This window comes from Desulfosporosinus meridiei DSM 13257, assembly GCF_000231385.2.
In the GTDB taxonomy this organism is placed as follows: Bacteria; Bacillota; Desulfitobacteriia; order Desulfitobacteriales; family Desulfitobacteriaceae; genus Desulfosporosinus; species Desulfosporosinus meridiei.
This window is the reverse complement of sequence record NC_018515.1, coordinates 3131623-3145128: the sequence shown is the minus strand read 5'-3', so window position 1 is coordinate 3145128 and position 13506 is coordinate 3131623. Positions and strand designations below refer to the sequence as shown.

Sequence of the window (13506 nt, the reverse complement as noted above, 5' to 3'; positions counted from 1 at the left end):
AAACGATAAAACAGTTTCTTGAAGGCTTAAGTAGAATAGATAATTGAAGCAATAATGAGTAATCGGGAGATCAGTGTGATTCTTAAAAATACAAAATAACACAACAATGAAAATGCCTAGGTCGGCCGTGAAGCCTGATTTTTGGCGTTTTTTGAGGTCTAGGTGTCCTAGTTACTTGACACAGTCTTATAGGACCCAAGGAGCAAAAGGTACCGTCAAGAGTTTTTCGCAAATTAGTTTCCGCTTGGTATGATAGCAAGGTCTATCTCCCGTGACCCAATAGCTGACTTGACATGGGGGCGAGGATGCTACCCTTAATCAAGGGATGGGGCTTACCCAAAAGAAATGCATCATATGAGCCTCAGCCCTCGACCCATTGAAGCATCCGAGCAGGGTCCCATGTCAAGTCGACCCCGGAGATTCAATCGTCAATTAACCGGCTATGTGATTTTTTTCCTTGTTCATTTCTTCGAGATGTTTCATGCTCATATACATTTTTGTTCCCCAAGCTTTACTGGCTACATGTCGCAATCTAGCGCACACAAGCATCAATGCCGAGTTTCCGTCAGGAAATGTACCAACGACTCGAGTTCTCCGACGAATTTCCCGATTTAATCGTTCGATGACATTGTTACTCCGCAGCTTTGTCCAGTGTACTTGTGGAAAATCCATGTAGGTTAGTGTTTCTATGATACTGTCTTCGACCTTCTTTACCGCTTCTTTCAGCTTCATGTCTTTGAGTTTGACTACAACTGCTGCTGCCTTTTCTTTGGCCGCAGCTTTATCCTCCTGAGCATGAATTGCCTTCAACATAGCTGCGACTTCCTTCGTCTTCGATCGAGGTGTTACTGAAAACACATTTCGATAAAAATGGACATTACATCGCTGGAATTTTGCTTCAGGAAAGGTTTCATTCACTGCCTCCAGGAGTCCCAGGCATTTGTCTCCAATCACCAATTGGACTCCGGAAAGGCCACGCTCTTTTAAGCTTTTAAGGAACTAATGCCAACTGGCCTTGTCTTCTTTCATTCCTTCGGAGGCACCAATGACTTCTCGATAACCGTCTTCATTGACTGCCATAGCAATTAAGATAGCCACATTCTCATACTCTCCGCCCCAGTTGCGTTTGAGGTAGATACCATCAACATAGACATAGGGATACTTACCCTGCAGAGGCCGTTTACGCCACGTGTCTATGTGCCCATAGACTTTTTTATTAAGCTGGCTGACTGTCCCGGCGGATACTTTAGTTCCCCACAGGGCTTCAGTGATGTCCTCAACTCGACGAACTGAAACACCGGCTAAATACATCTCAATCAAAGCTTCTTCAACGGAGCTTTCTCGTCGGCGGTATCGTTCGATAATGGCTGTTTCAAAGGCAACTCCTTTAAGCTTAGGCATTTTCAACTTAACCTCCCCAGAGGTAGTGGTTAGATTTCGCTCGTAATGACCCGATCGGTACCCTTTACGATCCTCAGTACGTTCATATCGACCGGCATTCGTCAGCTCATTAGCTTCCTGATCCAGAAGGTTATTAAGAGTTTCCTCAACACTATGACGGACTAGTTCCTTTAACTCCTGCTTTATGACGCCTTCATTTAGGTGTATAATTTTCTCAGACATAGTCGCAGCCCCTTTCTTGGTAGATTTGGTGTGGTAACTTTATCTTTCCAAGCGGTTGCTTCTATGTCCTTCTTTTTTGGGAACATAATTTTCTATTTGCGAAATTTATAATACCTTATCGAGCAAAATAAAGGTAAAGCATTTATTACTGGCGAATTTATAATTTCAGAAACTAACGAAGTTCACTAGATTAAGAAGATTATCGGGGGAATTGTAGTTCAAAGAGTATGTAGTGGGAGAAAATCAACTGATACGTTGTACTAGTACAAATATTTATAATGCATCCGATACCGAACTTACAGATGGACAGTTCTTAGCTGCTTGTGTCTCGCAAATTTTTCGTGCCTCTAGGTGTTGTCGGTCTCTGCGTAGTTTATCAAAAAATTCTCTTATAGCTTTTTGGGCACTCTTAGACTGGACGAAAAACAGAGCTGATACTGCATCAATAATTGTACCAGCACAAAAGATGCTACAGTTGTACCCACTTTCTCGCTATTATAAAGCATAACGGAAGCTAAGATTACGGTGAAACCTAGAGAAGCAAAGATCAAACTGAACCAGAAACTTATCTTTGATTGATTTAAAATCTGTGTATAGTAATTAGCTAATTGTTTTGACTCATAAGGTACTTCGTTGCTAGAGTTTTTATCATCACTAGAGATTTTAGCTAATTCTTCGGTTTCTTTTCCTATAGACGTATCCCTTGAGGATGTTTCTATCTCAAAACTTCCAAATCTCACCTTCTTTAAAACACCTGCTAAATGCACCACCGATTGTTGCCATTAAAGCAGCTACTGAGGTTACTATAAGGATCGGCTGAAGTATTGTATTAAGAGAATTTAAAAAGTCACTACTCAAGTTTACACCCCGATTCAATTAGATTCGTGACTTATTCGCCGTAAACTCTAATTATTCCCTTAATCATTCAAAAAATTGTTAATAATGTATTAGATTATATAAGATGAAATAAATGTCACATATTCTAAATCTATAGTTACATGGAATTTAAGAGTCCAATAAAACAATAGCACCAGCATAGGACATATGGTGGAATTAATAGCTTAGAAGCCAAGGTACCTATATGTTTACGCAGGTTTACTGTCATCGAACTAGAAGAATTTATGACATTTACTTAGAAAACTTTATGAAAAGTTGGGCGCCGCCTTTGGAAGATCTATTAAACGCTCTGGACTATGATGATTCGGATTTAATCACTGCTGTGAGGGAGAAACAGGAGAAAGATATTTATCCATATAAAATATGTAGCAGTAACCATCATTCTTTGATTTATGAAACTCCAGAGTTTGCTGATGCAATATTACACTCATATGGTTCTTCTTTATCTTTTATATTTTACTGTTGAAGGAAATTTAGAAAAGTTGTAGAACTATATATAGAACTATATATAAAGTGGTTAATTTACCAAACAAACATTGATATAGGACAAATAAAATGTTAAATGTATTAATCTCTATAAAGCCTAAGTATGTTCAAGAAATATTAGGTGGAAAAAAGAAATATGAATATAGAAAATCTATTTTCAAAAGAGAAGTAGATAAAATATATATTTACTCAACAAGTCCAGATCGAAAAATAGTTGGGTATTTTAAATTTGTTGGATATCTTAAAGAAGATCCTGAAAAAATATGGGAAATTACAAAAGAATGCTCTGGCATCGACAAAGAATCATTTAAAGAATATTTTAACAATAAAACACATGCTTATGCAATTAAAATTGAACAGCTATATATATTTCATACTCCTATAGATCCGCATAAAGTCCTACAGAACTTTATAGCGCCACAATCATATTTTTATTTACAAGGAGATATTGTAGGGTAAATGAGAAGTTTCACTTTATGGTATTCAGCTAAAGATAATGTAAAATTAGAAAAGGAAGTAACAGTGCATGTTAATCTTTGGGATAAAGAAGAAAAAAACAAGTACTGTTTTGATTTTGGTTTATTAGTAGAAGATCTTGAAGGTATCGAAAATATTTATTTGTATGTTCCTTTTAAAATAGAAAAAGATCGCCAAATTAAAGATTTGGGCAGCGTTATATCTAATAACCAATTAGTTAATGCCATTTTTAATGAAAACTTTACTACAACCGATGGAGAGCCTAAAAGGTTAATTGTTAATGGAAATAAAGAGAAATCAAGTTTCGTTATATATTCTTTAGAGATTGATAGTCAAATAAACCTTCATCCATGTAAAAGAAATGCAGCCACACCAGGAACCATATTAGAAATAAAGGTAGATAGCATAAAACCAAATGATATTTTGAAATATTATTTTAGAATAAGAATAGAAGCTAGCAAGGACGATATTTCTTTTATTAATAATGAGATCAAAGGTATTAGTATATTTAGTAATCAATTTACCAATACAGAAGTTATTGACTTTAGATTGAATGATGTACGGAGTTGCAGTGAGGAGCTACGAGAACAATTTGATAAAGGTCAAAAATTTCTCATTCTAGCAGTTCATTATTTAATATTAAGAAATGCAAATGATGCAATTGTACACTATGGGAAAGAAATGAATAGTAGAATGCTTGAGAATGATCTATGGAAAGATTATATAGATGGAGATAATCATAATATAATCGCTTACCATATAAAAAGTAAGGCTATTAAAGAATTCAGTGAAGCAATCAAGGGCTATAAGGTGCACAATTATCTAGAAGGCTTTTCTGATTTAACTAGATTTCAGTATAAAAAGAGTAAGATCCTAATTATTGTGATGTATTTAGTATTTATTATCTTGTTAGGTGCTGTTAGTGGGGTTCTCGGGAATTTGATATATGATAAAATTGGATTTTAAACGATTTAGTATAAAGGGGTGGAGAGAAACGATGAAAATGAAGGTTAAAAAGAATTATTATCATAAAGTTTCTCAAATTGAACCTGAAGTACTAAGACGTTTTATGATCAATGAAGTTGGAGAAAAAGCAAAAGAAAAACTATATAATTATCTAAAGGATTTAGTTGATAGTTATCCTAAATTTGATGAGTGGTTTTTCAATACTATCATTCCAGAAGTAGAGTTGAAAAATGGTGAGCGTGAAATCATAATAGTTCTTTCAGAACTTGAAGATAATAAAGTAGTGTTAACAGGAATCGCTATACTGAAGAAAAAGCAATCGGAGAAAAAGATTTGTACTTTTAGGATCCATGAAGATTATCGAAGTCAGAGAATAGGAACCGAATTATTTGAAAAATGCTTTGAATATCTTGGTACAAGAAAACCAATAATTTCGATTTCTCAAGATAGAAAAGAGATGTTTGAAAATCATATTAAGAGTTTCTGTTTTGAAGAAACCCAAGTGTTAAAGGACTACTATAAGAAAGATTCTATTGAATATGTATATAATGGATATCTAACGGGAGTTTAATAAAATCAGCATATAATCTATAATGCACCCCCCCCTTTGAAAAAAGAGTGGGTGCATTGTTTAATTTGTATCAAAGATTAAGTGAGGAAACTGCGACAAATGGTTGGACGTGTTCCTGTAGTTCAGTGAACAAAGGCAAATTCTTGATGATGGGGACATAATATAACGGGCAAATCCTTCGTCCGAAAGCATCAAATTTGCTTTTTCCACAATTGGTGGTATTTTGATATCGTCACGGTAGGCAACGATCCCGAAGGAAAAGATAAGGTATTATAAATTTCGCAAATAGAAAATTATGTTCCTAAAAAAGAAGGACATAGAAGCAACCGCTTGGAAAGATAAAGTTACCACACCAAATCTACCAAGAAAGGGGCTGCGACTATGTCTGAGAAAATTATACACCTAAATGAAGGCGTCATAAAGCAGGAGTTAAAGGAACTCGTCCGTCATAGTGTTGAGGAAACTCTTAATAACCTTCTGGATCAGGAAGCTAATGAGCTGACGAATGCCGGTCGATATGAGCGTACTGAGGATCGTAAAGGGTACCGATCGGGTCATTACGAGCGAAATCTAACCACGACCTCTGGGGAGGTTAAGTTGAAAATGCCTAAGCTTAAAGGAGTTGCCTTTGAAACAGCCATTATCGAACGATACCGCCGTCGAGAAAGCTCCGTTGAAGAAGCTTTGATTGAGATGTATTTAGCCGGTGTTTCAGTTCGTCGAGTTGAGGACATCACTGAAGCCCTGTGGGGAACTAAAGTATCCGCTGGAACAGTCAGTCAGCTAAATAAAAAAGTCTATGGGCACATAGACACGTGGCGTAAACGGTCTCTGCAGGGTAAGTATCCCTATGTCTATGTTGATGGTATCTACCTCAAACGCAACTGGGGCGGAGAGTATGAGAATGTGGCTATCCTAATTGCTATGGCAGTCAATGAAGACGGTTATCGAGAAGTCATTGGTGCCTCCGAAGGAATGAAAGAAGACAAGGCCAGTTGGCATGAGTTCCTTAAAAGCTTAAAAGAGCGTGGCCTTTCCGGAGTCCAATTGGTGATTGGAGACAAATGCCTGGGACTCCTGGAGGCAGTGAATGAAACCTTTCCTGAAGCAAAATTCCAGCGATGTAATGTCCATTTTTATCGAAATGTGTTTTCAGTAACACCTCGATCGAAGACGAAGGAAGTCGCAGCTATGTTGAAGGCAATTCATGCTCAGGAGGATAAAGCTGCGGCCAAAGAAAAGGCAGCAGCAGTTGTAGTCAAACTCAAAGACATGAAGCTGAAAGAAGCGGCAAAGAAGGTCGAAGACAGTATCGTAGAAACACTAACCTACATGGATTTTCCACAAGTACACTGGACAAAGCTGCGGAGTAACAATGTCATCGAACGATTAAATTGGGAAATTCGTCGGAGAACTCGAGTCGTTGGTACATTTCCTGACGGAAACTCGGCATTGATGCTTGTGTGCGCTAGATTGCGACATGTAGCCAGTAAAGCTTGGGGAACAAAAATGTATATGAGCATGAAACATCTTGAAGAAATGAACAAAGAAAAAAACCAAATAGCCGGTTAATTGACGATTGAATCTCTGGGGTCGACTTGACATGGGACCCTGCTCGGATGCTTCAATGGGTCGAGGGCTGAGGCTCATAGGATGTATTTCTTTTAGGTAAGCCCCATCCCTTGATTAAGGGTAGCATCCTCGCCCCCATGTCAAGTCAGCTATTGGGTCACGGGAGATAGACCTTGCTATCATACCAAGCGGAAACTAATTTGCGAAAAACTCTTGACGGTACCGGGTTTTCGATTAAATACCTCAAGTTTTTCGCGAATCGCCCTATTAAGCTCCGCCAGAGAAAAGAACTGTTGGCGACGGAGAGCTGCAATAATCCAAGTAGATATGATGCCAACTGTTCCTTCTACACTAGGTTTATCTTTAGGTTTTCTCACCCGTGCCGGAATAACAGCGGTTCCGTAGTACTCTGCCATTTCGTGATAGGACTTGTTGATAACTGGAGTATACCAGGACGTTCGTTCTACACCAGTTTTCAGATTATCCGGGACGAGGATTCGAGTAGCACCCCCAAAGTACTTATATGCATTAATATGGGCTGTAATCCAGGACTCCTGGTTTTGGTTCAGAAATGCTTTCACATAGGCATATTGACTGTACGAAAGGACGGTTACAAAAACATAAGCATCAATGCTCTCGCCTGTATCCGTATCGATAATGCTTGCTGTTTGGCCTGCCCAGTCGACTTCCATTTGCTCGCCAGGCTTTCGTCCGATGTGCATAGTTGCTTTGGTCTTGGCCACATACTGTTGGTAGTGATAGCAAAACTGAGAATACATAAGTGGAATTTCGTTGCTTAGTCTGGAAGATTCACAGTATTCATTCCAAAGCAGGCTGAGGGTTACGCCGCTCTTCGCCATTTCTTTATGAATGTACTCGTTATCTGGGCGTTTTCGGGTTAATGGTAATGAAGATTCGGGAAAGAAAAGCTTGTGCAACTCACCGTTCGTCCTATCTGGGTTCAATGGCCACGAAACACTAAGTTCCTGAGACCGTTTCAAGACCCTGGCGACAGTGTTGCGTGAACATTCGCAGCTCACTGCGATGCTGCGTTGACTGATTCCTTGGCCAATAAGCCGAAGAATCTCACGATAATTGGTCATTTGATGACCTCCTATGAATGTAATTTACACTCCTCTCTTGAGTGCATAGCTACATTCTAATAAGAAGTTTCGTCAAATGGCTCCCTATCCGGAAAGGTGGCTCTAAAAATCCGGAACTATGGCTCTCACCGTCCGGAATAGTGGCTCAATTTAGTCCGGATTATTCAAGAATCAAGGCACCCGACACTGTAATAAATCAACGTAGGTGCCTTGCTCATTTTTACCATCATACGCCACAGTTACCACAGATAATCCTGAGCAAAGCAGTGATTGCTACTAAACGTTCTGTTCTTCCCAATCGGACTGGTATGGACGATACGTCGTCGGATATGTTTGTATGTACCTGCTGAAAATTTCACTCGGGATAATCGCCTCGTATGTTCCCCCGAACAGGGCCCATAGAGACGATAGTTCTCCTGGATAGAAAACACACAACAAGATGATTCGTATTCTGGCCATTATTCAGCCACTATTTGTTGCGTTGTGGTTATGGATAAAAATTATGTGCCTCGTAATTTTAGCGAGGGGAAGGAAAGGGTCAAAACAAATAGTTGCAAATGCTAATTATTACATGATACAATAGTTGCAAGAGGTGATTGCTATGAACTTTTCAGATCCGCCAATGCAGTTGCGGGAAATGATAAGACTACTGGAAAGAAAGCTCGGTGTTTTAGAGGACAATCAGTATTCGTGTTGCGGAATATCAATGGCACAGTGTCACGCTTTGGTTGAAATCGGTCGTATAAAAGATATTTCTTTAAACGAACTGGCTGAACAATTGAACCTTGAAAACAGTACCATGAGTCGGACGGTCAATAATTTAGTAACGAATGAATTGGTTAAACGAGAGATTGACCCGCAAGACAGGAGGTATGTAACAATTACACTTTCTGAAAACGGGGATAAACTATTTAAAGGTATTGAAGAGGAAATGAATCAATATTTTAAGAAGGTATATAATTCAATTCCTGAAGATAAAAAACAGCAAGTACTTGAAAGCTTACAGATATTACTTGAAGCCGTAGGCATAAACGAATAATTAAGAAATTGAGTTATGGAAGGGAAGGGTTTGTTATGTTGTCTATTTTATTGTTCATAATTCTATTTATTGCAGCTAGTGCTATCATGGAACTTCTTGGCACAGATAAGAGAGAAAAAGTAATGAATGACTTTTGTAACATGGAATGCAAACAGAGTATTAAAAAGAAGTATAAGTTTTGTTGTTAGAAAGTAGGTGTGTTATATGGGGAGTAAAGCTTATTTCGCAGAAGTAGCCAATCAATGGGATACAATGAGCCAAGGTTTCTTTTCTGACACAGCAAGACAGAAAGCTTATAGTCTTGCCGCAGTTGAAGAAGGAAAATTAGCTGCAGATATAGGAACTGGAACTGGGTATCTCGCAGAAGGTTTGATTCATAATGGTTTAAGGGTTATTGCAGTTGACAGTTCTGAAGCAATGCTAAATCAAATGAAACAGAAATTTGCAGATATTAATACTATTGATTACCGCCAGGGAGAAGCCGAAAAGTTACCCATAGATAATGATACAGTAGACTATGCCATGGCAAATATGTATTTACATCATGTGGAAGATCCCTTTATAGCAATTAAAGAAATGGTACGTATCTTAAAGCCAGAAGGAAAGTTGGTACTCACTGATTTAGATCAACACAATTTCGAATTTTTGAGAAAGGAACATCATGACCGATGGATGGGTTTTACGCGTGAAGATGTAAAACAATGGTTGCTAAAAGCAGGTTTGAAGAACGTCTCTATTGAATGTGCAGGTGGAAATTGTTGCGCAAGTTCTAAACTTGGTTGTGATAACGCGAGTATAAGCATTTTTATTGCTTATGGCGAAAAACAGCCAATAGAAAGATGTCAAGGGCATACCAATTTGGTTTCTCTTCAGTAAATTTTTCAACGTTCATACTTTGATCAACATACAACCCTGTCCAAGAAAATGAGACATCAATAGCCCCACCGGGCTTATGCGGCATCTTTTTTGTCTTCAAGGCAATTTAAGTACTCAATATTTGATACAATTGATGAATATAAAAGGCCAGTAATACTGGCTTTTAAGAATTTTAAGGCAAATGAAGCATCGCTTGAAGCGGTGCATTTTGCGTTTTATGGGTTCTTTCGCTGCGATACTTAATAGGTATCCCTCTGAGTAAGTAAAAAAATTGCATTAAATAGGAACTTATAAAATCGTTTATTTTGCAAATAAATGTAAGTAGTGATTTTGTTGACATATAGTCTAATTAGACTATAATCAATATGGTGGTTAATTGGACTATATATCTTAAGATAAGTAATTGCTACTGATTTAGAGTAATTGCTTGGAATGGAGGGCATGATGATTAAATCTTTTTTAATGATAGGGCAATCTAATATGGCTGGTAGAGGCTTTTTGAATGATGTGCCCCCAATTATCAACGAACGTATCCAAATGTTGCGCAATGGCAGATGGCAAATGATGATAGAACCTGTAAACTATGATCGTCCTGTTTCGGGTGTAAGTTTGGCGGCTTCATTTGCAGATGCATGGTGTTCAAAGTATCCTGAAGATAGGATTGGCCTAATACCATGTGCCGAAGGTGGAAGCTCCCTGGATGACTGGTCTGTTGATGGCGAGCTTTTTCAGCATGCCGTCAGCGAAGCCAAATTCGCCATGAAGCATAGCACCTTGACAGGTATTTTGTGGCATCAAGGAGAAAGTGATAGTTCAGATGGCAAATACAAAGTGTATTATGACAAGTTATCGGTAATCGTACAAACCCTTAGAGATATCCTTAATGTTCCAGAAGTACCCTTAATTATTGGCGGCTTAGGAGACTATTTAGGTAAAACAGGATTCGGGCAGTATTGCGTCGAGTATGCCCGTATAAACGATTGCTTACAAAAATTTGCTTTTGAGCAAGCACATTGTTATTTTGTGTCTGCGCAGGGGTTGACAGCGAATCCAGATGGTATTCATGTGAATTCATTATCTCAAAGATATTTTGGTCTGCGCTATTTTGAAGCCTTTGATAAAAAAGCTCATGTTTTGGCACCACTAAACCATGAAGTTGAGCTTTTGGATAGACTTATCGCTCGAACCCAAACACCAACTGAATCGATGTTTGTGAAACAAATGGAATTTGCACTCGGAAAAATTTCTTATGAAAAACTTAGTAACGAATAGTGAGGATAGTTATGATTCCATTGCTGATATTAGGACTATTAATACAAAATCCAGGATCCAATGGATACGAGCTCCTGGCACAAATGGATGAAAGACACTACAAATATATTGTAAATTTTACGAAGGGTTCATTTTACTATAATCTTCAGCAGCTAGAAGAAAAAAAGTTAATAAAGCAGGTTATTCAATCGGAACAAAGTCGGGAAAGTCACCATTATGTTATCACGGAAATCGGGAAAGCCGAGTTTGAAAAGTTGATGTACCAGTTCGGTACAAAAACGGAGTATGTTAACCTGTCCTTTTATGCCGCGCTTTTATTTGCTAAGGAGTACAAAAGCGATAATATGATCAAGCTTATTAAAACACAAATTGAGCAGACTGAAGTAAAAATTCGATTGTTAAAGGATGCCTTGGAAGGTGAACATCAACTCCCAATACATTTTAGCAAGATGTTAGAGAACTCGGTTTCGCACCATTTGGTAAATTTAGAGTGGTTTACTTCGCTATTAAAGGATGTGGATTGTCTATAATTTTTCAACCTACCTGTAAAATAGCTCAAGCGTTAAATGTCCATTTTGAAATTGAAAAACAAATCTTTACAGGACGGCCAAAGCCGTCCTGTAAAGATTTTAAATCATCAAATTATGATCATCTTTTACAAATTCCAATAACCCCAAGTAGCCAAAGGAAGTCCTATAGAAATGGGATAAGGCGGTGCATATTAGCACCGCCGAAAAACCTCCTTGCAAAAATCACTTTCATCAATAGCACAGGAAATGATTGGTGCAAAATAAAGAGAAAATTCTATATATTCAGAACAGTAATTTTAAGGTATAATGATATAGATACTCTGGAGAAAAGATTTTAGAGAGGGGGGAGAATTGATAAATTTAGTGATTTACGCGGATTTATTCTAATAATACCTAATACCTCTTACAATTAAGAATTAAGGAGGAAAAATTGATGAGTGTACAAGAAGTAAAAGTAGCTTATACAGGTGCAGATCCTACAGCGTTTGGAGTTATGGGTTTATCGTTGATATGTTTTGTGGCTTCATCTTCTAAATTAAGCTTTACTGATCCTAAAGCAACAGCTTTACTTGTTATTTGGGCTGCCTTGTTGGGTGGGCTTGTTCAAATTATAGCTGCATTGATTGACTTTAAGAAGGGTAACGTATTTGGCGGCACAGTGTTAGGTGCTTACGGATTTTTCTGGGTCGGAATGGCTTTTTCCTGGGCAACCTTGAATGGTATGTTAGGTGAAGGCATGAAAGCTGCAGCTGATCCTAAACAGTTGGGTGTAGTATTTGTTGGTTATCTTATTTTCTCTCTGTTTATTACGGTAGCTTCTTTCGAAACCAATGTTCCTTTTATTATAATATTACTTCTCATTGACGTTCTATTTTTCACCCTTGCTTGCGTATCATTTAAATGGGGGCCTATCGCTTTGTATGCACAAATCGCTGGCTGGACAGAGTTTTCGATCTCCTTAGTTGGCTTCTATTCTGTAGGGGCAATATTTTTCAAGAACTTCTATGGTCGTGATATATTACCTATGGGCGCACCAATGGGTCTTATAAAAAAAGCCGCTCCTGCTCCTGTTCCTGCTCCTAGAACTAAAGGTGTCTAAGATAATAGCATCAAATGTTTAGTGTAAATAAAAAGATCGAGCAATGCTCGATCTTTTTAGCGCGTGGAAATTCGGCCAAAACAATGTTCATAACAGGAAATTTTATAACGCTATGTCAGCCGTGAAGACAGAATTATCTTCGCTTTCTTTACTCGATTTACTGAATGAACTACGGGTGACAAAGGATGCCTGATTATTTTTAGAGCAAGGATTTAATTTTACAGTAAAAAGTATGATCGTTTTGGGTACTTGTTTCAGGAACGATAATAAAATTGACGTGACCCTGTTTTAATGTTAACATAAAAACATACCAAATGGTCGGTTTAAATAAGGAGATAAATTCATGAATGACACAAGAGAACATATTTTGAAAGTTGCATTTAATCTTTTTTTACTCAAGAGCTATAAGGAAGTAACCATGGCTGAGCTAGTAGAAAAAACAGGAATGTCAAAAGGCGCTTTTTATCATTATTTTAAAAACAAAGAGCAGTTATTTCTGGAAGCACTTAAAAACTGTATGTCTTCCATAACACCTGATTTTAGTATATTCGACAAAAATTCTCTATATGAGTTTTATCACCAGTATGCAGTTTATCAAAATAGAATACAAGATTCGCTTCAATTATATGGAGATGATCTGGACCGGGGTTTAACGGTGAACTATTACTCACTTGTTTTTGATGCTTTGAAGGTTTTTCCAAGCCTCCGGAAAAAATTGCTTGAACACGAACAAGATGAACTGAAAGCATGGAAAGGGGTTATCTCTACAGCTAGAAAAAACGGAGAGATCAGGTCAGTCATGAACGATGAACAAATTGCTAAGGTATTTATATATACAAATGATGGAATTGCAATCCGTATTAGTTTAATGAAAGACCGTAGTGAGGATGTCAGTGATACCTTGTTAGAGTTATGGGATAGTTTTTATATGGAACTAAAAGGGTAAATTTTTTTCTGTTAAACATACCGAACGGTCGGTATATTTTGATTAGAAT

12 protein-coding genes and 1 pseudogene are annotated in these 13506 nt (G+C 37.8%); 10 read left to right on the top strand and 3 right to left on the bottom strand.

Going from position 1 to position 13506, the window contains the following annotated elements; all coding sequences use genetic code 11:
• Positions 1–432 precede the first annotated feature (432 nt).
• Together DESMER_RS14525 and DESMER_RS14520 are read right to left on the bottom strand one after the other, a co-directional pair.
• A pseudogene (locus tag DESMER_RS14525) lies at positions 433–1623 on the bottom strand (IS256 family transposase).
• Positions 1624–2012: 389 nt separating this feature from the next.
• The gene (locus tag DESMER_RS14520; RefSeq protein WP_042333806.1) at positions 2013–2363 is read right to left on the bottom strand and encodes a TRADD-N-associated membrane domain-containing protein; all 351 of its coding nucleotides are present in this window, start codon (positions 2361–2363) and stop codon (positions 2013–2015) included.
• Positions 2364–3075: 712 nt separating this feature from the next.
• On the opposite strand from DESMER_RS14520, the gene DESMER_RS14515 reads away from it, so the two are divergent.
• The 4 genes from DESMER_RS14515 (at position 3076) to DESMER_RS14500 (ending at position 6592) form a co-directional block, all read left to right on the top strand.
• Positions 3076–3465: an ASCH domain-containing protein gene (locus tag DESMER_RS14515; RefSeq protein ID WP_014903812.1), complete on the top strand. Its 390-nt coding sequence runs from the start codon at positions 3076–3078 to the stop codon at positions 3463–3465.
• Positions 3466–4449 carry a hypothetical protein gene (locus DESMER_RS14510; RefSeq protein ID WP_014903811.1) on the top strand — a complete coding sequence of 328 codons (984 nt, stop codon included), beginning with the start codon at positions 3466–3468 and terminating at the stop codon, positions 4447–4449.
• A 31-nt stretch (positions 4450–4480) separates the two neighbouring features.
• Positions 4481–5020, top strand: a complete 540-nt coding sequence (locus DESMER_RS14505; RefSeq protein WP_014903810.1) for a GNAT family N-acetyltransferase — start codon at positions 4481–4483, stop codon at positions 5018–5020.
• A 381-nt stretch (positions 5021–5401) separates the two neighbouring features.
• Positions 5402–6592: an IS256 family transposase gene (locus tag DESMER_RS14500; RefSeq protein WP_014903809.1), complete on the top strand. Its 1191-nt coding sequence runs from the start codon at positions 5402–5404 to the stop codon at positions 6590–6592.
• A 179-nt stretch (positions 6593–6771) separates the two neighbouring features.
• Here DESMER_RS14500 and istA read toward each other — a convergent pair whose 3' ends face one another.
• Positions 6772–7695 carry an IS21 family transposase gene (gene istA / locus DESMER_RS14495; RefSeq protein WP_014903808.1) on the bottom strand — a complete coding sequence of 308 codons (924 nt, stop codon included), beginning with the start codon at positions 7693–7695 and terminating at the stop codon, positions 6772–6774.
• Between the two features lie 601 nt (positions 7696–8296).
• Between istA and DESMER_RS14490 the strand changes: the two genes are divergently transcribed.
• The 6 genes from DESMER_RS14490 (at position 8297) to DESMER_RS14460 (ending at position 13457) form a co-directional block, all read left to right on the top strand.
• Complete coding sequence (locus tag DESMER_RS14490; protein ID WP_014903807.1) at positions 8297–8734, top strand: MarR family winged helix-turn-helix transcriptional regulator; 438 nt, start codon at positions 8297–8299, stop codon at positions 8732–8734.
• 204 nt (positions 8735–8938) lie between these two features.
• Positions 8939–9610 (top strand): class I SAM-dependent methyltransferase, encoded by a 672-nt coding sequence (locus DESMER_RS14485; RefSeq protein WP_014903805.1) that lies wholly within the window; start codon positions 8939–8941, stop codon positions 9608–9610.
• Positions 9611–10054: 444 nt separating this feature from the next.
• Complete coding sequence (locus DESMER_RS14480) at positions 10055–10882, top strand: sialate O-acetylesterase (RefSeq protein WP_014903804.1); 828 nt, start codon at positions 10055–10057, stop codon at positions 10880–10882.
• A gap of 11 nt (positions 10883–10893) precedes the next feature.
• Positions 10894–11412 (top strand): PadR family transcriptional regulator, encoded by a 519-nt coding sequence (locus DESMER_RS14475; protein WP_014903803.1) that lies wholly within the window; start codon positions 10894–10896, stop codon positions 11410–11412.
• A 433-nt stretch (positions 11413–11845) separates the two neighbouring features.
• Entirely contained in the window at positions 11846–12511 is a 666-nt protein-coding gene (locus DESMER_RS14465) for an acetate uptake transporter (RefSeq protein ID WP_014903802.1), read from the top strand.
• A gap of 343 nt (positions 12512–12854) precedes the next feature.
• Positions 12855–13457: a TetR/AcrR family transcriptional regulator gene (locus tag DESMER_RS14460; RefSeq protein ID WP_014903801.1), complete on the top strand. Its 603-nt coding sequence runs from the start codon at positions 12855–12857 to the stop codon at positions 13455–13457.
• Positions 13458–13506 lie beyond the last annotated feature (49 nt).